24 protein-coding genes are annotated in these 25,667 nt (G+C 64.4%); 14 read left to right on the top strand and 10 right to left on the bottom strand.

What is annotated here, in order from left to right; genetic code table 11:
* Positions 1 to 40: 40 nt before the first annotated feature.
* From dxs to VSR68_RS11465, 3 genes are all read right to left on the bottom strand, one after another.
* Complete coding sequence (gene dxs / locus VSR68_RS11455) at positions 41 to 1,939, bottom strand: 1-deoxy-D-xylulose-5-phosphate synthase (RefSeq protein WP_342939958.1); 1,899 nt, start codon at positions 1,937 to 1,939, stop codon at positions 41 to 43.
* 96 nt (positions 1,940 to 2,035) lie between these two features.
* Positions 2,036 to 2,917 carry a polyprenyl synthetase family protein gene (locus tag VSR68_RS11460; protein WP_342939959.1) on the bottom strand — a complete coding sequence of 294 codons (882 nt, stop codon included), beginning with the start codon at positions 2,915 to 2,917 and terminating at the stop codon, positions 2,036 to 2,038.
* Positions 2,914 to 3,231, bottom strand: a complete 318-nt coding sequence (locus VSR68_RS11465; RefSeq protein WP_177200521.1) for an exodeoxyribonuclease VII small subunit — start codon at positions 3,229 to 3,231, stop codon at positions 2,914 to 2,916. Before VSR68_RS11465 ends, VSR68_RS11460 begins: the two co-directional genes overlap by 4 nt.
* Before the next feature lie 286 nt (positions 3,232 to 3,517).
* Between VSR68_RS11465 and VSR68_RS11470 the strand changes: the two genes are divergently transcribed.
* Both VSR68_RS11470 and VSR68_RS11475 read left to right on the top strand, forming a co-directional pair.
* Positions 3,518 to 4,624 (top strand): aromatic ring-hydroxylating dioxygenase subunit alpha, encoded by a 1,107-nt coding sequence (locus VSR68_RS11470; RefSeq protein WP_342939960.1) that lies wholly within the window; start codon positions 3,518 to 3,520, stop codon positions 4,622 to 4,624.
* A gap of 111 nt (positions 4,625 to 4,735) precedes the next feature.
* On the top strand, positions 4,736 to 5,605 hold the full coding sequence (locus VSR68_RS11475; protein ID WP_342939961.1) for a sulfurtransferase: 870 nt from the start codon (positions 4,736 to 4,738) through the stop codon (positions 5,603 to 5,605).
* 298 nt (positions 5,606 to 5,903) lie between these two features.
* On the opposite strand, the gene VSR68_RS11480 is transcribed toward VSR68_RS11475, so the two are convergent.
* The 3 genes from VSR68_RS11480 to polA form a co-directional block, all read right to left on the bottom strand.
* Positions 5,904 to 6,776: a dienelactone hydrolase family protein gene (locus VSR68_RS11480; RefSeq protein ID WP_342939962.1), complete on the bottom strand. Its 873-nt coding sequence runs from the start codon at positions 6,774 to 6,776 to the stop codon at positions 5,904 to 5,906.
* Positions 6,777 to 7,095: 319 nt separating this feature from the next.
* Entirely contained in the window at positions 7,096 to 8,445 is a 1,350-nt protein-coding gene (locus VSR68_RS11485; RefSeq protein ID WP_342939963.1) for an NAD(P)/FAD-dependent oxidoreductase, read from the bottom strand.
* A gap of 249 nt (positions 8,446 to 8,694) precedes the next feature.
* The gene (gene polA / locus VSR68_RS11490; protein ID WP_342939964.1) at positions 8,695 to 11,442 is read right to left on the bottom strand and encodes a DNA polymerase I; all 2,748 of its coding nucleotides are present in this window, start codon (positions 11,440 to 11,442) and stop codon (positions 8,695 to 8,697) included.
* A gap of 1 nt (position 11,443) precedes the next feature.
* Here polA and VSR68_RS11495 point away from each other — a divergent pair, with 1 nt between their 5' ends.
* Positions 11,444 to 12,187: a TIGR00730 family Rossman fold protein gene (locus VSR68_RS11495; protein ID WP_087735609.1), complete on the top strand. Its 744-nt coding sequence runs from the start codon at positions 11,444 to 11,446 to the stop codon at positions 12,185 to 12,187.
* Between the two features lie 51 nt (positions 12,188 to 12,238).
* On the opposite strand, the gene VSR68_RS11500 is transcribed toward VSR68_RS11495, so the two are convergent.
* Positions 12,239 to 13,216: a transcriptional regulator GcvA gene (locus VSR68_RS11500; protein ID WP_342939965.1), complete on the bottom strand. Its 978-nt coding sequence runs from the start codon at positions 13,214 to 13,216 to the stop codon at positions 12,239 to 12,241.
* A gap of 98 nt (positions 13,217 to 13,314) precedes the next feature.
* On the opposite strand from VSR68_RS11500, the gene VSR68_RS11505 reads away from it, so the two are divergent.
* Entirely contained in the window at positions 13,315 to 13,923 is a 609-nt protein-coding gene (locus VSR68_RS11505) for a chromate transporter (RefSeq protein ID WP_342939966.1), read from the top strand.
* Complete coding sequence (locus VSR68_RS11510) at positions 13,920 to 14,453, top strand: chromate transporter (RefSeq protein ID WP_342939967.1); 534 nt, start codon at positions 13,920 to 13,922, stop codon at positions 14,451 to 14,453. The genes VSR68_RS11505 and VSR68_RS11510 overlap by 4 nt, the downstream gene beginning before the upstream one ends.
* A gap of 45 nt (positions 14,454 to 14,498) precedes the next feature.
* On the opposite strand, the gene VSR68_RS11515 is transcribed toward VSR68_RS11510, so the two are convergent.
* The gene (locus VSR68_RS11515; RefSeq protein ID WP_342939968.1) at positions 14,499 to 16,025 is read right to left on the bottom strand and encodes an AMP nucleosidase; all 1,527 of its coding nucleotides are present in this window, start codon (positions 16,023 to 16,025) and stop codon (positions 14,499 to 14,501) included.
* Positions 16,026 to 16,269: 244 nt separating this feature from the next.
* On the opposite strand from VSR68_RS11515, the gene VSR68_RS11520 reads away from it, so the two are divergent.
* The 6 genes from VSR68_RS11520 (at position 16,270) to VSR68_RS11545 (ending at position 21,494) form a co-directional block, all read left to right on the top strand.
* Entirely contained in the window at positions 16,270 to 16,677 is a 408-nt protein-coding gene (locus VSR68_RS11520) for a hypothetical protein (RefSeq protein ID WP_342939969.1), read from the top strand.
* A gap of 244 nt (positions 16,678 to 16,921) precedes the next feature.
* Positions 16,922 to 17,917 (top strand): homoserine kinase, encoded by a 996-nt coding sequence (locus tag VSR68_RS11525; RefSeq protein ID WP_342939970.1) that lies wholly within the window; start codon positions 16,922 to 16,924, stop codon positions 17,915 to 17,917.
* Positions 17,908 to 18,720, top strand: coding sequence for a BPSS1780 family membrane protein (locus VSR68_RS11530; RefSeq protein WP_342939971.1), 813 nt, complete (start codon positions 17,908 to 17,910; stop codon positions 18,718 to 18,720). The genes VSR68_RS11525 and VSR68_RS11530 overlap by 10 nt, the downstream gene beginning before the upstream one ends.
* 153 nt (positions 18,721 to 18,873) lie before the next feature.
* The gene (locus VSR68_RS11535) at positions 18,874 to 19,329 is read left to right on the top strand and encodes a MarR family transcriptional regulator (RefSeq protein ID WP_342939972.1); all 456 of its coding nucleotides are present in this window, start codon (positions 18,874 to 18,876) and stop codon (positions 19,327 to 19,329) included.
* Between the two features lie 161 nt (positions 19,330 to 19,490).
* Positions 19,491 to 19,910: an organic hydroperoxide resistance protein gene (locus tag VSR68_RS11540; protein ID WP_342939973.1), complete on the top strand. Its 420-nt coding sequence runs from the start codon at positions 19,491 to 19,493 to the stop codon at positions 19,908 to 19,910.
* Between the two features lie 69 nt (positions 19,911 to 19,979).
* Positions 19,980 to 21,494, top strand: a complete 1,515-nt coding sequence (locus VSR68_RS11545) for a deoxyribodipyrimidine photo-lyase (RefSeq protein WP_342939974.1) — start codon at positions 19,980 to 19,982, stop codon at positions 21,492 to 21,494.
* A gap of 45 nt (positions 21,495 to 21,539) precedes the next feature.
* Here VSR68_RS11545 and VSR68_RS11550 read toward each other — a convergent pair whose 3' ends face one another.
* The gene (locus tag VSR68_RS11550) at positions 21,540 to 21,716 is read right to left on the bottom strand and encodes a DUF3563 family protein (protein WP_342939975.1); all 177 of its coding nucleotides are present in this window, start codon (positions 21,714 to 21,716) and stop codon (positions 21,540 to 21,542) included.
* Between the two features lie 106 nt (positions 21,717 to 21,822).
* Positions 21,823 to 23,007 carry an extracellular catalytic domain type 1 short-chain-length polyhydroxyalkanoate depolymerase gene (locus tag VSR68_RS11555; RefSeq protein WP_342939976.1) on the bottom strand — a complete coding sequence of 395 codons (1,185 nt, stop codon included), beginning with the start codon at positions 23,005 to 23,007 and terminating at the stop codon, positions 21,823 to 21,825.
* A gap of 356 nt (positions 23,008 to 23,363) precedes the next feature.
* On the opposite strand from VSR68_RS11555, the gene VSR68_RS11560 reads away from it, so the two are divergent.
* The 3 genes from VSR68_RS11560 to modB all read left to right on the top strand — a co-directional run bounded on the left by VSR68_RS11560 (position 23,364) and on the right by modB (position 25,666).
* Positions 23,364 to 24,074 carry a phosphatase PAP2 family protein gene (locus VSR68_RS11560; protein ID WP_342939977.1) on the top strand — a complete coding sequence of 237 codons (711 nt, stop codon included), beginning with the start codon at positions 23,364 to 23,366 and terminating at the stop codon, positions 24,072 to 24,074.
* 109 nt (positions 24,075 to 24,183) lie between these two features.
* On the top strand, positions 24,184 to 24,963 hold the full coding sequence (gene modA, locus VSR68_RS11565) for a molybdate ABC transporter substrate-binding protein (RefSeq protein ID WP_342939978.1): 780 nt from the start codon (positions 24,184 to 24,186) through the stop codon (positions 24,961 to 24,963).
* 28 nt (positions 24,964 to 24,991) lie between these two features.
* On the top strand, positions 24,992 to 25,666 hold the full coding sequence (gene modB / locus VSR68_RS11570) for a molybdate ABC transporter permease subunit (protein WP_342939979.1): 675 nt from the start codon (positions 24,992 to 24,994) through the stop codon (positions 25,664 to 25,666).
* Position 25,667 lies beyond the last annotated feature (1 nt).

The following is a 25,667-nucleotide window of genomic DNA, read 5'->3' on the forward strand; positions in this document are numbered from 1 at the left end:
GATGCAACGGGCCGCTTATTCGTTCCGGCGGCCCGCCATGTTAAGCGACGCGTTTCACCGACTTGCCGCTTGCGTGCTCCACAAATCGCTCGCGGATGGACTTCGCGATACCCGCGGCATCGAGGCCGCACGAGGCGAGCAGCTTGGCCGGATCTCCGTGATCGATGAAGCGATCGGGAAGCCCCAATTGTAGTACGGGCCGGATAACCCCACTCTCCATCATGGCTTCCACGCACGCGGAGCCCGCGCCGCCCATCACACAGCCCTCTTCGACCGTGACGATCACATCGTGGCTCTCGGCCAGCTCGCGCACGAGGCCGGCGTCGAGCGGTTTCACGAAGCGCATGTTGGCGACCGTCGCGTCGAGCTGCTCCGCCGCTGCCAGCGCCGGCGCGACCATCGTGCCGAACGCGAGAATCGCGATGCGCTTGCCCGCCGGCTGCGACGTCTCGCGGCGCACTTCGCCCTTGCCGAGCGGAATCGCGGCCATCTGCTTGACCGTCGCGACCCCCGTGCCCGCGCCGCGCGGATAACGCACCGCCGTCGGGTTCGGCTGCTGAAGCGCCGTGTACAGCATCTGACGGCATTCGTTTTCGTCCGATGCCGCCATCACCGTCATGTTCGGGATACAGCGCAGGAACGCGAGGTCATAGGCGCCCGCGTGCGTCGCGCCGTCCGCGCCGACGAGGCCAGCGCGATCGATTGCGAACACAACGGGCAGATTCTGCAGCGCGACGTCGTGGATCAGCTGGTCATACGCGCGTTGCAGGAACGTCGAGTAGATCGCGACAACGGGCTTCAACCCTTCCGTCGCGAGGCCGCCTGCGAACGTCACCGCGTGCTGCTCGGCGATGCCGACGTCGTAGTAGCGATCTGGGAAGCGCTTTTCGAACTCGACCATGCCCGAGCCTTCGCGCATCGCGGGCGTGATGCCGACCACGCGCGAATCGAGTTCCGCCGCATCGCACAGCCATTCGCCGAAGACCTGCGTGTAGGTCTTCTTGGCAGGCGTCGTCGACGGCTTGATGCCTTCGGCCGGATTGAACTTGCCGGGGCCGTGGTACAGCACGGGATCGGCCTCGGCGAGCTTGTAGCCCTGGCCTTTCTTCGTCACGACGTGCAGGAACTGCGGGCCGCGCAATTCCTTGATGTTCAGCAGCGTCGGGATCAGCGAATCGAGATCGTGGCCGTCGATCGGTCCGATGTAGTTGAAGCCGAACTCTTCGAAGAGCGTGGCCGGGACGATCATGCCCTTCGCGTGTTCTTCGAGCTTGCGCGCGAGGTCGAGCACGGGCGGCGCGTGGCGCAGCACGCGTTCGACGCCTGCGCGCGCGGCCGCGTAGAAGCGGCCCGACATCAGACGCGCGAGATGGCGATTGAGCGCGCCCACGGGCGGCGAGATCGACATGTCGTTGTCGTTGAGGATCACGAGCAGCGGCACGTCGTCTTCGACGCCGGCGTTGTTCATCGCCTCGAAGGCCATGCCTGCCGTCATCGCGCCGTCGCCGATCACGGCGATCGCGAAGCGGTCTTCGCCGCGCAGCTTGCTGCCGATCGCCATGCCGAGCGCCGCCGAAATCGACGTGCTCGAGTGCGCGGTGCCGAACGTGTCATACGGCGACTCGTCGCGGCGCGGAAAGCCCGAGATGCCGCCGAGCTGGCGCAGCGTCGACATCTGGTCGCGGCGGCCCGTCAGGATCTTGTGAGGATAGGTCTGATGACCCACATCCCAGACGATGCGGTCGCGCGGCGTGTCGAACACGTAGTGCAGCGCGATTGTCAGTTCGACCGTACCGAGGTTGGACGACAGGTGGCCGCCCGTCTGCGATACGCTGTCGAGCACGAAGGCACGCAACTCGTCGGCAAGCGGTTGCAACTGGCGGCGATCGAGGCGGCGCAGGGCCGCGGGGTCGTCAATGGTTTTCAGCAAGTCGTACATCGTCGTTCCATTGTAGGAAAACTTACGCGCCCGCACTTCGTTCGCGCACACCCGAATGCTCTTGTGCGGGCGGCGGGCTTTCGCGTTACAGCCACATCAGCTGACCCGGTTCACCACGAGATCAGCCAACTCGGCGAGCCGCTGTGCGCGGGCGCCAAAGGGGGCAAGCGCATCGTGCGCGTCGCTGCGCAGTTGCGCAGCCAGCGCGCGCGACGCGTCGAGCCCGATGATCGACACGTAGGTCGGCTTGCCGTCCTTCGCGTCCTTGCCGGCCGTCTTGCCGAGCGTCGCGGAATCGGTCGTGACGTCCAGAATGTCGTCGACGACCTGAAACGCAAGGCCGACAGCCGCCGAATAGGCGTCGAGCGCCTGCAACGTGTTTGCATCGGGCGTTTCACCCGTCAGCGCCCCCATCCGGACGGCCGCGCGCAGCAGCGCGCCCGTCTTCAGGCGGTGCATCGTTTCGAGCTGCGGACGCGTCAGCGTTTGTCCGACGCTCGCCAGATCGATCGCCTGACCGCCCGCCATGCCGACCGAGCCGCTCGCGAGCGCCAGCTCGCGCACCAGCGCGGCCTGCTGTGCGGGCGCGAGCACATCCGATGTCAGCGCAACGAAAGCTTGCGATTGCAGCGCGTCGCCGACCAGCAGCGCCGTCGCTTCGTCATACTTGACGTGCACGGTGGGCTTGCCGCGGCGCAGTTCGTCGTCGTCCATGCAGGGCATGTCGTCGTGAACGAGCGAATAGACGTGGATCATTTCCAGCGCCGCCGACGCCGCTTCGAGGCTCCCGGCCGTCGCGCCCGTCAGCTCGCCCGCCGCATGGCACAGCAGCGGGCGCACCCGCTTGCCGCCGCCCAGCACGGCGTAGCGCATCGCTTCATGCAGCCTGGCCGGCTCCGTCGGCGACGCCGGCAAGTATTGATCGAGTGCGCTCTCTACGCGGTCCAGCACCGAGCGCATCCATTGTTCGAATGTCATAGATCGTCTCCGCTGTCGGCAGCGGTTGTACCTGCTGTGTTCACGGGCAGCGGCTTGAGCGTCTCGCCATCCAGGACGCGCACCTGCTGCTCCACCTTTTCGAGTTGCTGCTGGCAGAATGCCACCAGCGCTGCGCCGCGCCGATACGCTGCCAGCGACTCCTCCAGGTTGAGGCTGCCGCCTTCCATCCGCCCGACGAGCCCCTCCAGCTCAGCCAGCGCCGCCTCGTAGCTCTCGGGCAGCGGGGTCTGGTCGGAACCTTCGGCGCTGGCGGGGGACAAACCCGTCGTCTCGGTCGGTGCGGTCTTCGCCATGAATCGTCGCAAAATTAAAACAAGTCGGACATTCTACGGCAAAAGGAACCTTCTCGACCTGCAAGCGCACCAATCGGGGCAGGCGCGACGCTTGCACAACACTTCTGGCAAAGAAAAAGAATCCAGCGTTTTACGCCAGAAATCGTGGCCTTCTACGACATTTTTAACCCAAATCAGGTACTTAAGCGCCCCAAGGAGGGGGAAACAGGTATAATCGCGGGCTCCCTAAATCGAATCTTCGATGGTTGGGTTGTTCACTGCTTTCACGTCTTCATCGGGAGTGGGAATGTCCAATCTGAGCAATGCATTGCAGCTGAAGGCTATCCACAGCCAGCTGCCAGTCACGGCTTACTTTGACCAGGCGCTTCACCAGCGCGAACTCGAAATCCTTTTCAAGAAAGGTCCTCGCTACGTCGGGCACGAACTCATGGTTCCCGAAGCGGGAAACTTTTTTGCCTTGCCAAGCGAAAGCGAAGGGCGCGTGCTCGTTCGCAATCAGCAGTCGCAAATCGAACTGCTGTCGAACGTGTGCCGCCACCGCCAGGCGATCATGCTGAACGGCCGCGGGCAGACGGAGAACATCGTCTGTCCCCTGCATCGCTGGACGTACGATCTGAACGGCCAGCTGCTCGGCGCGCCGCATTTCGCCGACAACCCCTGCCTCAACCTCGGGGCCACGCCGCTGCAAAGCTGGAACGGCCTGCTGTTCGAGTCGCACGGCCGCGACGTCGCGAAAGATCTCGCGCGTCTCGGCACGGCGAAACACTTCGACTTCGCGGACTACATGTTCGATCACGTCGAAGTGCACGAATGCGACTACAACTGGAAGACCTTCATCGAGGTCTATCTGGAGGACTATCACGTCGTGCCGTTCCATCCGGGCCTCGGCAGCTTCGTCAACTGCGACGACCTGAAGTGGGAGTTCGGCGAGTGGTACAGCGTGCAGACGGTCGGCGTGCACAACGAGCTCGCGCGTCCGGGCAGCCCGACGTACCGCAAGTGGCACGACGAAGTGCTGCGTTACCGCGAAGGCAAGATGCCCGAGTTCGGCGCGATCTGGATGGTGTACTACCCGGGCATCATGATCGAGTGGTATCCGCATGTGCTTGTCGTGTCGTGGCTGATTCCGCGCGGTCCGCAGAAGACGACCAACATCGTCGAGTTCTATTACCCTGAGGAAATCGCGCTGTTCGAGCGCGACTTCGTCGAGGCGGAGCGAGCCGCGTACATGGAAACGGCGCGTGAAGACGACGAGATCGCCGAGCGCATGGACGCCGGACGCCGCGCGCTGCTGGAACGCGGCGAATCGCAGGTCGGTCCGTATCAGAGCCCGATGGAAGACGGCATGCAGCACTTCCACGAGTTTTTGCGGCGCCAGCTCGGCACGGTCTGAGCATTCGTCGGACGGCTATCGGCAAAGGAAGACGGGCTTCGGCCCGTCTTTTTTTGTTTAGACTACCCATATCGTTCGGCGCTGCCGATGCCAGTCTCCCAGGGAGCCGTCATGCCACACACTCACTACACCACGCTGATCTCCGCCGATAACCTCGCTGAACGTCTGGCTGCCGCGCCGGGCAGCGTCTTCATCGCCGATTGCCGCTTCGATCTCGCCCACACCGACGCCGGCGAAAAGGCCTACGCGGCTGGCCACCTGCCGCACGCGCACTATCTGCACCTCGACCGCGATCTGTCCGGCCCGAAGACGGGCACTAACGGGCGTCACCCGTTGCCGGATCGTCAGAAGCTCGTCGACCGTCTCGCCGAACTCGGCCTCAAGCAGGGCCAGCAGGTGGTCGCCTACGACGAGCAGGGCGGCATGTACGCCGCGCGTCTGTGGTGGCTGCTGCGCTGGCTGGGTCACGATTCCGTTGCGCTGCTCGACGGCGGGCTTCAGGCGTGGAATGCGGCCGGCCAGCCGTTGACGCAGGACGCGCCGCCCAAAGTCACGGGCGACTTCAAGGCGGGCGCCCCGCTTGCCGTGACCGTCGACGCGCAGGCTGTCGAACGCAACATCGGCACGCGTGAGCGCGTGCTGATCGACGCACGCGCCGCGGACCGCTATCGCGGCGAGAATGAAACGCTGGATCGCGTCGGCGGCCACATTCCGGGCGCGCGCAACCGCTACTTCAAGGACAACCTGACCGCGGACGGCCGCTTCAAGTCGGCGCACACGCTGCGTGACGAATTCGGCGCCGTCATCCCGGGCGTAGCCGGCGAGCACGTCGTGCTGCAATGCGGCTCCGGCGTCACCGCGTGCCACAACGCACTCGCGATGGAGATCGCGGGACTGCATGGCGCAGCGCTGTATCCGGGGTCGTGGAGCGAATGGAGTTCCGATCCGGCGCGGCCGGTGGCGACGGGCGCCAATCCTTGATCCATCGCTAGCCGTTCGCTGACCACGGCGCTCTTGCCTTGCCTGGTCAGCTTGGCGCGTCGCTGGCATCCAGCGGCGCGCCTGCCTTCGAACGGCTTCGTCGACCGCGGTGCGGCGTGCAAGCGGAAGTGGACCCGACATCCACCGTGAAGGCCCGTTGCAAACAACTTTGTCACGGCTGCAAAAGACGGCGGCCCGCGTCGACAGCATCAAGCCGACTTGTAGCCGAATCCGACGTTACCGCAATGCGGCCACAGCACGGTCGCATGAAATCCGCACGGCTGGCGCAACAGCACGATCAGCCGACGCCATGCTGCTTGAACCACGCAAGCGCCCGCTTCCAGCCGTCCTCCGCGTCGGCCTGCCGGTAACTCGGCCGATAGTCGGCAAAAAACGCATGCCCCGCGTCGTCATAGACGACGAACTGCGCGCCGCGCCCAGCCTGCGGCCCTTGCGCGATCGCCTGCTTCATCTTCTCCAGCGAGTCTTGCGGAATGCTCTGATCCTGCCGCCCATACAGCCCGAGCACGGGCACCTGCAGATCGGACACGCGGTCGATCGGATTGGCGGGCGTCATCGGCGTCTGGTCGCCGACCACGCGCCCATACCACGCGACGGCCGCCTTCAGACGCGGATTGTGTTCCGCGTACAGCCACGTGATGCGTCCGCCCCAGCAGAAGCCGTTGACGCCAACCCGGTTCACGTCGCCGCCGTGCTGGCCGGCCCATTTGAACGTCGCGTCGAGATCGGCGAGCACCTGGGCATCGGGCACCTTGCTCACGACCTCCTCGTTGAGCTGCTGCATCGACGGATACTTCGTCGGATCGCCCTGGCGCACGTACAGGTTTGGCGCGACGGCCAGATAGCCCTGCTTTGCGAAGCGCCGGCAGACATCCGCGATATGCTCGTGCACGCCGAAAATCTCATGGATCACGATGATCACGGGCAGATGCGTCTTGCCCTTCGGCTGCGCGCGGTATGCGGGCACCTGCGTCTCGCCCGAGCGGATGCCGACCTCGCCCGCATCGAGCCCTTCGCTATCGGTGTGGATGGTCTGCGCGGACACGGGCAGCACGCACGCCGCAAAGCCGCTGCCGAGCGCCGCCTTGATGAAGGTGCGCCGATCGAAGGGCACGTGGGGAACGAGACTGTCGACTTCTGGCTTCAGCATGCGGTGCTCCTTGGTGAAATGACAAGGGTGAACGGCAAGGAAGGCAAGCAAAGATCTTGCAGGGGGGCCGGAGTGAGCGCTAAAGCGTCACTTCCGCCGACGACTTTGCAGAGGACAGGATTGAGTGCTCTGCATGGGGCAGGAGCAAGTGCTAAAGCGCCAACTCTGGTCGACCGCCCTGCATGGGACCGGAGTAAGTGCTCTGCATGGGGCAGGAGTAAGTGCTAAAGCACTAACTCCTGCCGACAGCTAAAGTACTAACTCCGGTCGACACAGCATACGCGCAAGCGCATTCCGTTGCAGAAGCATCGACCGGCAATCAGTGCAGCTTCACGCGCGGCAGCGTAGTGCGTCGCAGCCAGTGCGCGAACGTATCGAGCACCATCCGCGCGTAGCCATGCAGCGCCGCGATGTGCAGCCGGTACAGCGACATGTACATGAAGCGCGCGAAAAGCCCTTCGATCAGCATGTTGCCGCCGATCACGCCACCCATCAGATTGCCGACCGCGCTGAAGTGGCCGAGCGATACCAGCGAGCCGAAGTCGTGATAGGTGAACTCGGGCAGCGGCCGGCTTTCGAGCATATTGCCGAACGCGCGCAGCAGAAAGCTCGCCTGCTGATGCGCGGCCTGCGCGCGAGGCGGCACGTTACGCTCGTTGCCGGGCCACGGGCACGCCGCGCAATCGCCGAGCGCGAACACGTTGTCGTCGATTTCGGTCTGCAGCGTGCGGCGCACCTGCAACTGGCCGAGCCGGTTCACGGGCAAGCCGTCGAGCTGGCTCAATACGAGCGGCGCCTTGATCCCCGCGGCCCACACGGTCAGATCGGCGCGCACGGTCTTGCCGCTCGCCGTGCGCACGACGCCCGGCGCGACTTCCGCAACCGTCTCGCCCACCATCAGCTTGACGCCGAGCTTTTGCAGCAGTTCGGCCGTCGCCGTCGATACGCGCTCCTGCAGCGCCGGCAAAATGCGCGGCCCCGCTTCGATCAGCACGATGCCGACGTCATGACGCGGATCGAGCTTATGCAGCCCGTACGCGGACAACACCTGCGCCGTATTGCGCAGTTCCGCCGACAGCTCGACACCCGTTGCGCCGCCGCCGACGATCGCGACCTGGATGCGCGGCTCCGTCGATGCGTGCGCGCCGGGATTCGACTCGACGGGCTCGTGCGCCTGATGCTCGGCGCGCATGCAGGCGGCAATGAGGCGCTTGCGAAAGCGCTCGGCCTGCTGGACGGTGTCGAGCGCGATCGAATATTCCGGCGCGCCCTTCACGCCGAAGAAGTGCGTGGTGCTGCCGATCGCGATGACGAGCGTGTCGTATTCGAGCACGCGTTCGGGAAGAAGCTCGGCGCCGTCGTCGTCGAGCACGCGGCCGAGCGTAATGCGTTTCGCCGCGCGATCGAGCGCGGTCAGTTCGCCCTGCTGGAATTCGAAGCCGTGCCATCGCGCCTGCGCCGCGTATTCGAGTTCCTGCGTGAAAGGGTCCATGCTGCCCGCCGCCACTTCATGCAGCAGCGGTTTCCAGATATGCGTCGGATAACGGTCGACCAGCGTGACCTGCGCGAGCGGCACGCCATTTTTCTTCTTGCGCGCGTAACGATCGCCGAGCCGCGTCGCCAGCTCGAGACCGCCCGCACCTCCACCCACGACGACAAAACGATGCATCAGGACTCTCCGTATGAAACGACAAGTTGTGCGTCGATGCGGCTCGCTTCGCGCGTATGCGGCCGCTTTTGTTTTTTTGTTATTCGCGTTCTGTCGATTGTCGGCGACCAGCGGGACAAGTCACAAGTCCGTCATCTGCGACTGTGACTTGCGAACGACGTTGCGCCGCCCGCTGTCCCGCTCGTTGTCAGTTGACCTGGAGAAGCAACAATGCTGTGTCAGTGTGTCGTGGCACACATGACTGGCATGTCAGTGCGCTTCTTCCCAGTTCGCGCCCGCGCCCACTTCGGCGACGAGCGGCACCTTCAGTTGTGCAACCCCGCACATCAGTTCCGGCAAGCGCTTGCGGACATCGGATAGCTCGGCGTCCGGCACTTCGAGAATCAGTTCGTCGTGTACCTGCATGATCATGCGCGTGCCGATGCCCGACTCTTCGATCCACTTCTGCACTGCGATCATCGACATCTTGATCAGATCGGCGGCCGTGCCCTGCATCGGCGCATTGATCGCGGCGCGCTCCGCCGCCTGGCGGCGCGGGCCATTGCCGCCGTTGATCTCGGGCAGCCACAGTCGCCGGCCGAACACGGTCTCGACGTAGCCCTTCGCCTTTGCGCTCGAACGCGTGTTCTCCATGTACGCGGCAACGCCCGGATAACGCGCGAAATAGCGGTCGATATAGAGCTTAGCGGCATCACGCGTGATGCCGAGGTTCGATGCGAGACCGAACGAACTCATCCCGTAGATCAGGCCGAAGTTGATGACCTTCGCGATGCGCCGCTGATCGTTGGACACTTCGAGCGGCGTCACGCTGAACACTTCGGATGCCGTAGCGCGGTGAATGTCTTCGCCCTGCTTGAACGCGCGCAGCAGCGCTTCATCGCCGGAGATATGCGCCATGATCCGCAACTCGATCTGCGAGTAGTCCGCCGACACGAGCTTGTGTCCCGGCGGCGCGATGAACGCTTCGCGAATGCGGCGGCCTTCGCCCGTGCGCACGGGAATGTTCTGCAGATTCGGATCGTTCGATGCGAGGCGCCCCGTCACCGCGACGGCCTGCGCATAGTTCGTATGCACGCGGCCCGTGGTCGCGTTGACCATGCGCGGCAGCTTGTCCGTGTACGTCGATTTCAGCTTCGACAGCCCGCGATGCTCGAGCAGGATTTTCGGAAGCGGAAAATCTTCGGCGAGCTTTTGCAGTACTTCTTCGTCTGTGGACGGCGCGCCGCTCGGCGTCTTCTTGATGACGGGCAATTCGAGCCTTTCGAAGAAGATCTGTCCGATCTGCTTTGGCGAGCCGAGATTGAATTCGCCGCCCGCCAGCTCATACGCCTCTTTCTCGAGTTCGACGAGACGCGTTGCGATTTCGTTGCTCTGCACACGCAGCTTTTCCGAGTCGATCAGCACGCCGTTGCGCTCCATCTTGCGCAGCACCCGCGACGTCGGCACTTCGATGTTGCGGTACACGTGATCGAGCGGCACTTCCGCCGAGATCTGCGGATACAGCGCGTGATGCAGACGCAGCGTGATGTCGGCATCTTCGGCCGCGTATTCGGAGGCCTTGTCGAGCGACACTTCGTCGAAGCCGATCTGCGATGCGCCCTTGCCCGCCACGTCTTCGTACTTGATCGTCTTGAGGCCGAGATGGCGCAACGCGAGGTTGTCCATGTCATGCGGACGATGCGATTCGAGCACATATGACTGCAACAGCGTGTCGTGCTCGATGCCGTCCATCGCAATGCCGTAGTTCGCGAGCACCTGCTCGTCGTACTTCACATGCTGGCCGACCTTCTTCTTGTCCGCGCTTTCGAGCCACGGCTTGAGCTTCGCGAGCACTTCGTCGCGCGGCAATTGCACGGGCGCATCCGGCCCGCGATGCGCGAGCGGAATATACGCAGCCTTGCCCGCTTCGACCGCAATCGAAATGCCGACGATCTGCGCGACCATCGGGTCGAGCGACGTGGTCTCCGTATCGAACGACGTGATCTCGGCGGCGTCGAGCTTCGCGAGCCACGCGTCGAACTGCTCCCACGTCTGCACGGTGTCGTACTCGCGCGCGCTCTCGCCGTCGACGGTCGGCGCGGGCGGCACATCCGTCTCGGGCCCTTCGACGGCATCGGCGATTTCCACTTCGCGCAGCCACGTCTTGAAGCCGTGGCGCGTGAAGATGTCGCGCAGCTCTTCACGCGCTTCGGGGCGCGTGGCGAGCGTCTCTTCGAACGAGTTCACGTGCTCGGTCAGGTCGCATTCCGTTTCGACCGTGACGAGCTTTTTCGCCATCGGCAGGAAATCGAGCGCACGTCGCAGATTGTCTCCTACCGCACCTTTGATTTCATTCGCGTGTGCGACGATGCCATCGAGGGTCTCGAATTGCGTGAGCCATTTGAGCGCTGTTTTCGGGCCGCATTTCTCGACACCCGGCACGTTGTCGACGGTATCGCCGATCAGCGACAGGTAATCGACGATGAGCTCGGGCGGCACGCCGAACTTCGCAACGACGCCTTCGCGGTCGAGCTTTTCGTTCGTCATCGTATTGATGAGGGTGACATGATCCGTCACGAGCTGCGCCAGATCCTTGTCCCCCGTGGATACGATCACGTTCATGCCGCGCTGTTCCGCGCGCCGCGCGAGCGTGCCGATCACGTCGTCGGCCTCGACGCCTTCAATCATCAGAAGCGGCCAGCCGAGCGAGCGCACGGCGACGTGAATCGGCTCGATCTGCTTGGCCAGATCTTCGGGCATCGACGGGCGGTGTGCCTTGTATTGCGGATACCAGTCGTCGCGAAACGTCTTGCCTTTGGCATCGAACACGCACGCGCTATACTCTGCCGTAACTTCCTTGCGCATACGGCGCAGCATGTTGATGATTCCGTAGAGCGCACCTGTTGGTCCGCCATCTGGACCGCGCAGATCAGGCATCGCATGGTAGGCCCGGTACAGATAACTCGAACCGTCAACCAATAGCAGGGTCTTACCTTCCAGGTTCTGTTCTTCAGGCATTATGACTAAGAGAAAAGTGATTCCGAGTCTGCGATCGCTCGCAGATCAAGAGCGCGCAACAGCCAAGAAGGCCCGCGCATCGTGGCAGATGTTCACGATTATGGCAGAGTTTATCGAGGCGACCGAGTACCTGTCGGAGATCCGCCCGGCCGTGAGCATCTATGGTTCGGCACGTCTGAAACCGAACTCGCCTTACTACAAACTGGCCACCACGATTGCACGCAAGCTCTCCGACGCCGGCTTCGCAGTGATCTCCGGCGGCGGCCCCGGCATCATGGAAGCGGCCAACAAGGGAGCGCATGCGGGCAAGGCGCCGTCCGTCGGCCTGAACATCGAATTGCCGCACGAGCAATCGGGCAACCAGTGGCAGGACATCTCGCTGCGCTTCCGTCACTTCTTCACGCGCAAGGTCACGTTCGTGAAGAACTCGGATGCCGTCATCGTGATGCCGGGCGGCTTCGGCACGCTCGACGAACTCGCCGAAGTACTCACGCTGATTCAAACGAAGAAGTCGCGCCACGTGCCCATCATTCTCGTCGGCGCGGAGTTCTGGAAGGGTCTGCTCGGCTGGTTCGAAGCGCAACTGGTGCCGATGGGCCTCATCAATCCCGAGGACATGAACCTGATGCAGGTGATCGACGAGCCCGACCAGGTGCTCGAAGCCGTGCTCGCGTTCTATGAAGAGCGCGAAGAGCCCGAAGCGCATCCCGTGAAGTCGGACGAAGACCGGATGTTCTACCTGTGATGGTCTGATGCGTGCCTGGCGGACAGTGCGTTGCGTTGTCCGCCATCGCGGCTATCGCGACGCGGCATGCGCATTGCCCGCATTGCCTTGGGTCGTTGCCGGCGCAGTACCTTTTGCTCCCGCTTCTGTTTCCGCTTTCGTCTGCGCCGCCTGTGCTTCGAGCCAGCGGCAAAACTGCCCGACGAGCGGCGCGTTCGCCACTTCGCGCCGCGCCACCCACCAGTAGCCACGCGCGCCGATGCGCGGTCCTTTCAGCGGCATCACCAGGCGCCCCGACGCCAGTTCGTCGTCGAGCAGCGGCGTCGGTCCGAGCGCGACGCCCAGGCCATCCACGGCCGCCTGCAACGCCAGATAGAAGTGATCGAACGACTGCTTATTGCGGCACTTCGCAGTGACGCCCGCCGCGTGCAGCCAGTGCTGCCATGCGTCCGGCCGCGTATCCGAATGCAGCAGCACATGACGCGCGAGATCGTCGGCCGTATGAATCGGCAGGCGCTGCAACAGCGCGGGACTGCACACGGGCAGCTCGCTTTCTTCGAGAAACTGCCCGCTCGCGCAATTGGGCCAGTGCGCGGGTCCGCGCCGCACGGCGACGTCGAAGCTGTCGAGTGTTTCGACGGGCGCATTCGACGTCGACAGCCGCAGCTCGACATTCGGCGCCATCCGCTGAAACTGCGAAAGCCGCGGCAATAGCCACTTCATTGCGAACGTCGGCAGCGCATTCACGCGCAGCACGTGGACGATGCCCGTGTCGCGCAACTGGTCGGTCGCGACGGCGATGCTGTCGAACGCGGCCTGCACCGCCGACAGATAGCGGCGTCCGTCTTCCGTCAGCCGCACCCGCTTGCCGGCGCGATGAAACACCTGCACGCCGACCCACGCCTCGAACGCGGCCACCTGACGGCTGATTGCACCGTGCGTCACATGAAGCTCGTCCGCGGCGGACGTGAAGCTGTTGTGCCGCGCCGCAGCCTCGAAGGCGCGCAGCGCGGGGAAAGGGGGGAGCTTGCGGTTCGTCCTTGCATTCATCCTTGTGATTCTAGATCACAAGGACTTGCCCGAGAAATCGTTTTGCGCCGCCCGGAATCGGCGCTAATCTTCACGCCTTGTACCGATTGGTGAACGCGATGGATCAGCACCCCGACGCGCCGGAGCATGCGCCCCCTCCGACTTCGCGCGAAATCTTCATGGGCTTTCTGGGCCTCGGCCTGACGTCGTTCGGCGGCGCGCTGCCGCTCGCGCGGCGAACCATCGTCGAACAGCGCCGCTGGCTGACGGCCGCCGAATTCACCGATCTGCTCGGCCTGTGCCAGTTCCTGCCGGGCGGCAACGTGATCAATCTGTCGGTGGCGCTGGGCATGCGCTTTCGCGGCCTGCGCGGCGCACTGGCGGGCATTCTCGGCCTGATCGCCGGACCGTCGCTCGTCGTGATCGCACTGGGCGTGATCTACGAGCGCACGCAGGACGATCCGCACATCAGGCATCTGTTCGCCGGACTCGCGGCGGCCGCCGCCGGCCTGCTGATCGCGATGGTCGTCAAGATTCTGCTGCCGCTGCGCCACGACCCGAGGGCGGCGACGATCGCCGCGCTGGGCTTCGTCGCGATCGCATTGCTGCGCTTCCCGCTGCTGCCGACGATGCTCGTGTTGACGCCGCTCAGCATCTACATGGCATCGCGCGTGGCAAAAGCCGATGCCTCCGCGGCGTCGGCGTGCCAGAACGAGGCTTCGAAATGACCGATACGTTGATCGCGCTCGCTGTCATCTTCAGCCAGCTATCGCTGCTCGCGTTCGGCGGCGGCAACACCATCTTGCCGGAGATGCAGCGGCAGGTCGTCGAGGTGCATCACTGGATGCCCGCGAGCGAATTCAGCGCGCTCTTCGCGCTCGCGCAAGCGGCGCCGGGGCCGAACATGATGGTCGTCACGCTCGTCGGCTGGCATGTGGCGGGCTGGGCGGGGATGCTCGTGACGTCGCTCGCGAAGTTCGGACCGTCGTCCGTCGTCACGCTGCTCGCGATGCATGCGTGGAACCGCTTCAAGGACCGCCCGTGGAGGCGCATCGCGCAAAAGGGACTCGTGCCCGTGACGGCGGGTCTCGTCGCGGCGAGCGCCGTTCTGATCGCACAGGCGTCGGACACGTCGTGGCTCGCGTGGATCATCACAGGCACATGTGCGGTGCTCGCATTCAGGACGCGCATTCACCCGTTGTGGCTGCTCGGGGCCGGCGCGCTCGCGGGGCTCGCCGGACTCCCGTTCATCGGCTGATAAGCGCTCGCACGCGCTTATCGCAACGCCACTACTGAAACGCCATTACTGGAACGCCACTTCCGCGAAGCTGCGCAGCTTGCGGCTGTGCAGCTTGTGCAGACCGTTGGTGCGCAGAATCTCCATCGCCTTTACGCCGATCTGCAAATGCTGGTCGACCTGCGCGCGATAGAACTGGTCGGCCATGCCGGGCAACTTCAGTTCGCCGTGCAGCGGCTTGTCGGATACGCACAGCAGCGTCCCATACGGCACGCGGAAGCGGAAGCCGTTCGCGGCGATCGTCGCGCTTTCCATGTCGAGCGCGATCGCGCGGCTTTGCGACAGACGCTGCACGGGCTCGCGATGATCGCGCAGTTCCCAGTTGCGGTTGTCGACGCTCGCGACCGTGCCCGTGCGCATCACGCGCTTCAGCTCCGCGCCGTCGAGCTGCGTGACCTGCGCGACGGCGCGCTCCAGCGCGACCTGTACTTCGGCGAGCGCGGGGATCGGCACCCACAGCGGCAAGTCGTCGTCGAGCACGTGATCCTCGCGCACATAGCCGTGCGCGAGCACATAGTCGCCGAGACGCTGCGTATTGCGCAGACCCGCGCAGTGGCCGAGCATGATCCATGCGTGCGGGCGCAGCACTGCGATGTGATCGGTAATGGTCTTCGCGTTCGACGGGCCGACACCGATGTTGATCATCGTGATGCCGCTGCCGTCCGCGCGCTTGAGGTGATACGCGGGCATCTGCGGCAGGCGCGGCGGCGCCGTGCCTTCGTCTTCCTGCTCGCCGATATTCGCGTTGTACGTGATCACGTCGCCCGGCTCGACGAACGACGTGTACTCGCTGCGGTACGCGCGCAGATCGGCGTCGTCGGTCTTCGCCATCATCGTGCGGCCGAGCTTCACGAACTCGTCGATGTAGAACTGATAGTTCGTGTACAGCACGTAGTTCTGGCAGTGCGTAGGCGACGTCGCCGTGTAGTGCTTGAGCCGATGCAGCGAAAAGTCGACGCGGGCCGCCGTGAAGAGCGCAAGCGGATGCGGCTCGCCGGGCATCGGCTCGTAGGTGCCGTTGACGATGCGGTCGTCGAGCAGCGCGAGATCGGGCGGGTCGAATACGTCGCGCATCGAGAGCAGGCGCTCGCGGTCCAGATCGCCTTCGAGATGGATGCCCTCGGCGAACGCGAAATGAATGGGGATCGGCTGATCCGACACGCCCACTTCGACGGCCACATGATGGTTCTTCACCAGCAGGCGCAGTTGCTCGCGATAGTAGTTGCCGAACAGATCGGGCCGCGTCACCGTGGTCTCGAACACGCCCGGACCGGCGACAAAGCCATACGAGCGCCGCGAATCGACATGCGTGTTCGTTTCCGTGCGCACGCGCACGAACGGATAGCACGCGCGCACGCGACAGTCGAACGGCTCGTTGCGGCGGAAACGCGCAAACGCATCGCGCAGGAACGATGTGTTCGCTTCATAGATGGCGGACAGGCGCGTGACAGCGTCGGCGGCGTCGTCGAAGGCCTCGGTCGGGAACGCGTTAGCGGGCATGTGCACCGCGCGTTGATTGGTATCGTAGTTCATCTTCGTTCGCCTCGATTGATGCAACGACATTACCACGGAACCCGCGCTTTCTGATGTCCGCGCGCCTGCTCATCGGCCACCTGCGCGATCACGCGCGCGCATGATCGCGCGGGCCGTGCGACGCCCCGCACACGTGCCGCGCATGTCGCGCGAGAAGCGCGCAAAATAAGGCTATCGCCCGCTGTTCATGCCCGTGAGCAGCACTGGATTTGCTAGAATCGGGCCACCCTATCGGAGAAACATCATGAAGCCGCTCTTCCCCGCCGCAGTTGCGCTGGCGCTCGCCGTCAGCGGCGTGGCGATGGCTGCCCAGCCTGCCCCATCCGCGAAAGACGCGCAGGCGGCCGCGGACGCACAAGCCGACGCCAACGAACGCGCGGGCCTGCCGGATCTGAGAGCGATCAACCGTCCCGCGGCCGAGGTCAGCTCGAAGGTCGAGATCAACACGCCGCGTACGCCGAGCTTCTACGAGCGCAGCGGCAACGGCACCGAAATCACCGAATACCGCGACAAGGGCAAGCCCGTCGAGATCAACGTGCGCTCGAACTTCGGCACGCGCTACCAGATGAGCGCGCCCACCGACACGTCGCCGAAGGTGTATGAATCCGGCAAGCCGCCCGCGCGTCTGCCGTCCGTGAACCTGCACTACTGATCGACGCAAGCCCGCGCGCGCCCACTCGTAGTGGTGCGCGCCGGCCTGCTTCAAGCCTGTTTCAGGCCTGGTTCAAATCTGGTTCAAACCGATAGGCGCCGGCGGACATCGCATCCGGCGCCCGTCACATCGACGCACACAGACGCACCACGACGCACCACGAAGGCAACGACGCTTTCAACCCGCTTGCCCCGGCTCACACTGGCATCGCGCCAGCCGAACAACCTGACTCGACGTCCCACGCATGGCCGTTTTCACCGCTGTCACCGAAGCCCAGCTCGCAGACTGGATGCGCCACTACGATCTCGGCGAAGTCGTCGACTTTCGCGGCATCACATCCGGAATCGAGAACAGCAATTTCTTTCTGACGACCACGCGCGGCGAGTACGTCCTCACGATTTTCGAAAAGCTGACGGCCGGGCAACTGCCGTTCTATCTCGACCTGATGCGTCATCTGGCGTCGCATCGCGTGCCCGTGCCGGACCCGATGCCGCGCGACGACGGTGCGCTGTTCGGCATGCTCGACGGCAAGCCCGCGACGATCGTCACGAAGCTCGACGGCGCGCCCGAACTCGCGCCCGGCGTCGCGCATTGCGTCGAAGTGGGCCAGATGCTCGCGCGGCTGCATCTGGCGGGCCGCGACTTTGCGCATCATCAGCCGAATCTGCGCAGCCTGCCGTGGTGGCAAGAAACGGTGCCGAGCATCGTGCCGTTCGTCACCGAAGCACAACGCACGCTGCTCACGGAAGAACTCGCGCATCAGCAGGCGTTCTTCGCGTCGGCGGATTATGCGTCGCTGCCGGAAGGTCCGTGCCATTGCGATCTGTTCCGCGACAACGTGCTGTTCGCGCACGCGGCGCCCGATACGCATCATGAAGTCGCGCTCGGCGGCTTCTTCGATTTTTATTTCGCGGGCTGCGACAAATGGCTCTTCGACGTCGCCGTGACGGTCAACGACTGGTGCGTCGACCTCGCCACGGGCAAGCTCGACGAAGCGCGCGTCGAAGCGTTGCTGCGCGCGTATCAGACCGTGCGCCCGTTCACGCCCGCCGAAAACCGGCACTGGGGCGACATGTTGCGCGCGGGAGCGTATCGCTTCTGGGTGTCTCGCCTGTATGATTTCCATATGCCGCGCGCCGCCGAACTGCTCAAGCCACACGATCCGGGTCATTTCGAGCGCATTCTTCGCGAGCGCCTCGCTGGCGTCGCCCTCCCTGGCATTCATACCTCATGCAACTGATCGAAGTCCCGGCGAAAACCGGCTACGTGTGGTTCCGTCAAGGAATCTGGCTCTTTCGCAAGAACCCGCTTGCGTTTCTCACGCTGTTTTTCGCGTATCTGCTCGCGATGACGGCCATTTCGCTGATCCCCATCATCGGCGGCGTGCTGCCGCTGATGCTGATTCCGGGCGTCGCGGTCGGCTTCATGGCGGCGTGCCGCGACACGATTGCGGGCAAGCCAGTGCTGCCGACGATACTCGTCGACGGTTTCCGCTCGTACGGCGGCCAGGTCGCCAGGCGTCTGCTGCTGCTCGGCGTGCTCTACATCATCGCGATGGTCATTGTGCTGCTCGGCTCCGCACTCGCGGACGGCGGCGTGCTGCTGCATCTGATGGTCAGCGGCGAGTCGATGCAGCCCGAAGCCGTCGCGAACAGCGATATCCCGCTGGCCGTGCTGACGGCGCTCGCATTCTATGTGCCCGTCGCGATGCTGTTCTGGTTCGCGCCGATCCTCACCGCATGGCACGACGTCCCGACCATCAAGGCGATGTTCTTCAGCATCGTCAGTTGCTGGCGAAATCGCGGCGCGTTCGCCGTGTACGGCGCGCTGTGGTTCGCCGTCGCGACGACGGTGTCGATCGGACTGTCCGCGCTGCTGCAGGCGATCGGCGCAGGCGATCTCGCGCTCGTGATCCTGATGCCCGCGTCGATCATCGTCACGACGATGCTCTACTGCTCGTTCTATGCGACCTATCGCGGCTGCTTCGGCGTGCAATCGCCCGGACAGCCGCTGCCGCCAGCGCCTTCTTCGCCGTCTTCCTAAGAGCCGTCTTCGTAAGAGCCGGCTTTCTTCGAACCTGCGCCGCGGCGATGCGGCGTGGGTTTCCTGCCCGTCGGATCGCTCCGTCGTGCCGTTTTTTGCGGCACAATGGTTTGCACGCAATCCATTCGCACGCTTCGCTTCAGGGGGACGCACATGACCCAGCGCACCGCTTTTCCCGTCACGCTCGACGAACAACTCTGCTTCGCGCTCTACTCGACGTCCCTTGCGATGACCAAAGCGTACAAGCCGATTCTCGACCGGCTCGGACTCACTTACCCGCAATATCTGACGATGCTGATCCTGTGGGAAAGCGACGACGTCACCGTGAAGGACATCGCCGCGCGCCTGAATCTGGATTCAGCAACGGTCACGCCGCTGCTCAAGCGGCTCGAAGCGCAAGGCTATATCGAGCGCCTGCGCGGCACCGAGGACGAACGGCTCGTCTTTATCCGGCTGACGAAATCGGGCGTCGCGCTCAAGCGCACTGCACGCGATGTGCCGGGTGAAATCTTCTGCGCAACCCAACAGACGCCCGAATTCCTCACGCGGCTGCGCGATGATCTGACGCAATTGCGCGGCACCTTGAACGACTACCTCGAGCGCTACTGAAAACGCAGGCCGGCCGTGATCGCCTATTGCATCGATAGGCAATATCGTTTGTACACAAATGATTTGTACGCTATCTTTGTCGCGTGCCAGTCCGATAGCGATGCGCGCTAAAGACCGGCACGCACTGACCCAATCACTGAACCCGATCAAGGAGCGGCAAAATGAACGTACTGTACAAGGCAACGGCAACGAGCAACGGCGGTCGCGACGGTCACGCGATCTCATCGGACAACGTGCTCGACGTGAAGCTGGCTGCGCCGCGTGAACTCGGCGGCAACGGCGCGCAAGGCACGAACCCGGAACAACTTTTCGCGGCAGGCTACTCGGCCTGTTTTCTGAGCGCGATGAAGTTCGTCGCCGGCCAGCGCAAGCAGGCGGTGCCCGCCGATACGACAGTGACGGCCGATGTCGGCGTCGGCCCGAATGACAAGGGCGGTTTCGCGCTGGATATCGAGCTGCGCGTGTCGCTGCCGGGTCTCGATGCGCCAGCGGCGCAGGAGCTGGTGAACGCGGCGCATCAGGTGTGCCCGTATTCGAACGCGACGCGCGGCAATGTCGATGTGCGCGTGAAGGTGGTTTGAGCCCACCGGCTCATCTACACGGAGGCGCCCGCCTTTCATCTGGAAGGCGGGCGTTGCCTTCGACAACATATGACCCGCGCTTATCGACTCGACGCACGCTTTCGTCGCGGACTCGTCTGGTTTCGCCGCGATCTGCGCACGGGCGACAACGCCGCGCTGTACTACGCGCTCAAGCACTGCGAGCGCGTGTGGTGCGTGTTCGTCTTCGATACGACGATTCTTCAGCCGTTGATCGATCAGGCTCACGCGCGCGATTCGCACGATGGAAACGTTCAGGACCGGCGGGTTGAATTCATTCTGGCGTCGCTCGAAGAACTCGACCGCTCGTTGAAGGAAGGCGGCGGCGGACTGCTCGTGCTTCACGGCCATCCGACCGATCTGATTCCCGATCTCGCCGCGCGCCTCGACGTTGAAGCCGTTTTCGCGAATCACGATTACGAGCCCGTCGCGATCGGACGCGATGAGCGGGTCGCGCAGCAACTCGGCCAGCACGGACGCCGGCTTATCACGTTCAAGGATCAGGTGATTTTCGAGCGCGACGAAGTGCTCAACGGCCAAGGCAAGCCATTTGCCGTTTTCACGCCGTACAAGCGCGCGTGGCTACGGCAACTGACGCCGTTCGATCTGAAGCCGTATCCCGTCGAACGCCATGCGCGAAGTCTCGCGGGGCCGCCGCGCAAGCTCGATCGCGAATGGCCGACGCTCGCGTCGATGGGCTTCGCGCCGGGCAAGCTCGCGCAAGCAAACTTGCTGTCGGGCATGAGCGGCGCGCAGGCACTGTTCGAAGACTTCATGACACGCATCGACAGCTACGCCGAGCGGCGCGACTTCCCCGCGGCGCGTGGCACGAGCCAGCTATCGGTGCATCTGCGCTTCGGCACCGTGTCGATTCGCACGCTCGCGCGGCTCGCGCACGACATGTCGTTGCAGCCCGACAGCGAAGGCGCGGCAACGTGGCTATCGGAGCTGATCTGGCGTGACTTCTACGTCATGATCCTCGCGCATCATCCGCGGATTGCGAGCGGCGCGTCGTTCAAGCCCGAATTCGACACACTGCGCTGGGAAACGGGCAAGGACGCCAGCAACGCTTTCGCCGCGTGGTGCGAAGGCCGCACAGGCTATCCGCTCGTCGATGCGGCGATGCTGCAACTGAACCGGACGGGCTTCATGCACAACCGTCTGCGGATGGTGACGGCGAGTTTTCTGGCGAAGGATCTGGGTGTCGACTGGCGGCGCGGCGAGCGCTATTTCGCCGAAAAGCTCAACGACTTCGACTTTGCAGCAAACAACGGCGGCTGGCAGTGGGCGGCATCGACGGGCTGCGATGCGCAGCCGTGGTTCCGGATCTTCAACCCGGTGACGCAATCGGAGAAATTCGATCCGCAAGGGCGCTTTATCAAAAGCTTCTTGCCGGAACTGGAGAACGTGCCCGCGAAGTGGATTCACGCGCCCTGGCGGGCGGCCCCCGATGATCTGAAGAACTGGGGCGTGGTGCTGGGGAAGGATTATCCGCAGCCTGTCGTCGATCATGCAAAAGCGCGCCAGGCGACGCTGGCGCGCTATGACGCGTTGCGCTCACGCTGAGCGCACGCTTCTGTCCGGCTCACACGCCGGTCAGCGCGAATCCGCTTAGTTCTGGCTCATCCACGACGGATGGCGCATTTGCGACTCGCGATCGATCTTGCGCATGCGGAACTCGAGGTCGTACAGATCCGTGGCTTCAGCCAGGTAAGCGTCGTTGCGCTCTTTGACGCGCGCGTCGTAGGACTTCGTCAGGAACAGGAAAAAGCGGCTGATCAGATACATGGTGAACCTCGAATGTGGCGTTAGGCGGCTGACGCCCAGGGATAACCCGCATTATAGGGAAAACCCTAGGTATGCGCCAGCGGCAGATTCGAGGTGTGGCAATTTATCAACTGGCGCGTTGACGAGCGCTCTCTGTGGCGCGAACGGCGGTGCGCATCGACTCGGCGCGACGCTGATGCCTGAAGAAATCCCACAACAGGCTGCTCGCGTCCGGCCCTTTCGACGAATGGAACGGCACGGCATCGTCGCCGCCGCTCCACGCGTGGCCGAGCCCCTGCACGCGGCACACCCGCACGACGCGCCGCCCGCCGCGCGTGTAGTCGCGCGTGATGACGGTCGCCTTGCGATCCTCCTTTACGTCGCCGACCTTGCGCACGCCTTGCGCATCGACGATGCCGTTCAGCCGCAGGAACTGCTCGGTCAGCTGCTCGGCGTTGACGGGCGCGACCACGTGGTCGGACTCGCCCTGCAGGATGATGGCCGGCATGCCCGGATACGCGGTCACGTCCGCAAGCGCATCGACGAGCGTCACGGGGTCCTGTCGCGTGCCGCGCCGCATGACGTCCATTGCGGTGATGCCCGAATGCGCCTCACCGAACGCCGGCCCCGAATGCAGCGCGACGGCCGCGAAACGGTCCGGGAAGTGCAGCGCCAGCAGCGTCGCGAGTCCAGCGCCCGCTGACAGCCCGGCCACGTAGACCCGCTCGCGGTCGAAACCATACGACTCGACAAGCGCATCGACGAGCGACACCACGGAGCGCGCCTCTGCCCGTCCAGCGCGGTCTGTATCGTCGTACCAGTGCCAGCAGCGATGCGCGTGCGCGTGCTTCGACTGCTCCGGATACACGACTGCGAAGCCGTAGCGGTCGGCAAGCAGATTCATGCGGGTGCCTTCGGCGAATTCGTCGATCGACTGGTTGCAGCCGTGCAGCATCACGATGAGCGGCACGTGCTTGAGCGGCTTGCCGGCGGGCAGATACAGCCCATATTGCAGATGATTGACGAGGCTGCCCGGCGCGGCAGGCGCCGAGTGGAACGAGCGCGTCCACGTGCCGCCCGCCCACGCGGCGGCGCGCGGCCGCACGCGCGACTCGCGCGCGCCGCGCTGCGGCACGTCGCGGGTGACGGTCTTGCGCACTTTCACCGAAGGCTTGGCGACAGGCGATGCAGGCCGCGTCACCGCGCGCTTGGACTTGGACGCACGCTTCAGCGTCGCGCGCGCGTGCTCCGTCTGGATCGCAAAAAGGCGTTTGAGGCCGCCTAGCCAGATTTTCGTGAAGCTTTTTGGCACAGGATTTCTCGCAAATAGGGATCAATGCTGCCTGCTTCGAAAGCAGACTTGTGCAATGCACAATAACACCAATCTCGGTGCGATGCTGATCGTCGGCCGATGTGGAATTCAGCGAAAAGACCCGTGCCTGCGCGCCTTTCCTCATACGATTTCCGAATTGTCCTAGCATCTGTCAGTTATCGCGTTTCTGTTTGCGACTGCGGCCGAACTCCTCCCTCTATACTTATAGAATACGCGCCGAGCGGAAGTGTTGCGGAAATGTGCAATCCGATCCCGCACCGCCGCACGGCGCCCCGAATCTTCCGGCCGCAGGCCCGTAATACGCCGCGCCCGGTTATATGTCGTCAAGAATGCCCATGCCTCACCTGCCTTATCACTTCTGGTATCTGATCACGAGCTTCGGCGGCGCCGGACTGACGCTGCCGCTCGCCTTCGCCATCGCACTGTGGCTGTCCGTCGGCTATTCGTGGAAGCTCGCCGCCGGTTGGCTCGTTCTGCTCGGCGTGGCCGTCGCGCTGGTCACGGCGACGAAGGTGGCGTTTCTCGGCTGGGGCGTCGGCGTGCCTGTGTGGGACTTCACCGGCCTGAGCGGACACGCGATGCTCGCCACGGCCGTCTACCCCGTCGCGGCCTTTCTCGTGCTGCTGCCCGCGCCGCCTGCCATGCGCGTCGCCGGCGTGGCGCTGGCGCTGTTCGGCGGCGCGCTGGTCAGCTTTTCGCGCATCGTCATCGAGGCGCATTCGCCTTCGGAGGCGATCACGGGCTGCATCGTCGGCGCGCTGACGGCGCTCGTGTTCATTCGCATCGCGTGGAACGCGACGCCGGGGCGCATGCCGATCGTCCCCGTCGTGCTGAGTCTGATATTCATCGCGCTCGGCCTGCACAACGTGCACGTGCCGACGCACCGCTGGGTCACGCACATCGCGCTGAAGGTCTCCGGCCACGACCGGCCGTTCGTCCGCGGCAGCTGGCGGGGGCTGCGCGATACGAGCGCGCCCGTCACGCCGTTCTCTCCGTTGCCGGATACGCGCAACGTCGCAGTGCCGCTGCAGGATTCCGACGCATAAAAATTCGCCATTGCGGCCCCGACATGATCAACATGTCGAGCGCTATAACCGTACATATATTACGATGGCGTTTTCCACTCGTTTCCGGCCAGTCCGGCGCCACGCGTCCATGTTCATCACGTCGATCCACCGCTTTCTGAAGCCCGCCGTGCTCGTCGCGAGCGCGCTCTCGTTCGCCTTCGGCGCGCAGGCTCGCGCGGACGAGATCATCGTCTCCGCCGCCGCCAGCCTGACCAACGCGTTCAAGGCAGTCGGCGATGCATACGGGCAGCAGCATCCCGGCACGAAGCTGCTCTTCAACTTCGGCGCATCGGACGTGCTGATGCAGCAGATCGCGAAGGGCGCGCCCGCCGATGTGTTCGCGTCCGCCGATCAGAAGGCGATGGACAAGGCCGTCGAGCAGAAGGTCATCGTGTCGTCGACGCGCACGGACTTCGCCGCGAATTCGCTCGTGCTGATCGTGCCCGCGGACAGCAAGCGCGCGCCGTCGACACTGAACGAACTGACGACGGCGAGCGTGAAGCGCGTCGCGTACGGCGATCCGGCGTCGGTGCCCGTCGGCCGCTACACGGAAGGCGCGCTGAAGGCGGCGGGCGTGTGGGACGCCGTCAGCGCGAAGGGCGTGCTCGCGGCCAATGTGCGTCAAAGCCTCGATTACGTGTCGCGCGGCGAAGTCGACGCGGGCTTCGTGTTCGGCACCGATGCCGCCGTCATGCCCGACAAGGTCAAAGTGGCGCTGACGGTGCCGACGACCACGCCGATCACCTACCCGATCGCGCAGGTCGAAGGCAGCAAGCATGCCGCCGACGCGCAGTCGTTCATCGCGTTCGTGCTGTCGCCGGCGGGCCAGGCCGTGCTGGCGAAATACGGCTTCAAGCCGGCGCACTGAGCGGCCATTACAAGGCAAGGCGCGCGTGATGGAACAGGCCTGGATTCCGCTGCTGCTGTCGCTGAAGGTCGCCGGCTGGGCGACCGCGCTGAACGTCGTGCTCGGCGTCGCGCTCGGCCTCGGCCTGTCGCGCTGGCGCTCGGGCGCGCGCGACGTGATCGATTCTTTGCTGACGCTGCCCCTCGTCATGCCACCGACCGTCCTCGGCTATTACCTGCTGGTGCTGCTCGGCCGGCGTGGCGTGATCGGCGCATGGCTCGACCGCTTCGATATCCAGCTGGTGTTCACGTGGCAGGGCGCGGTGATCGCGTCGATGGTCGTGGCGTTTCCGCTCGTGCTGAAGTCCGCGCGCGCGGCGTTCGAATCCGTCGATCCGCAGCTCGAGCGCGCGGCGCGCACGCTTGGCGTCAGCGAAGCGGCCATTTTCTTTCGCGTGACGCTGCCGCTCGCGTCGCGCGGCATTCTGGCGGGCGCGTTGCTCGCGTTCGCGCGCGCGCTCGGCGAATTCGGCGCGACGCTGATGATCGCCGGCAATCTGCCGGGCCGCACGCAGACGCTGTCGGTGGCCGTCTACGCCGCCGTGCAGGCCGGCGACGACGGCACGGCCAATTTCCTCGTGCTCGTCACGTCGATTACCTGCGTCGCGATCCTGCTGCTCGCGGGCCGGCTCGTGCCGCAACACTCGCTGATGACTTCCCGCTGAC

It is taken from the genome of Paraburkholderia phymatum (genome assembly GCF_038900715.1).
Lineage (GTDB): Bacteria > Pseudomonadota > Gammaproteobacteria > Burkholderiales > Burkholderiaceae > Paraburkholderia > Paraburkholderia phymatum_A.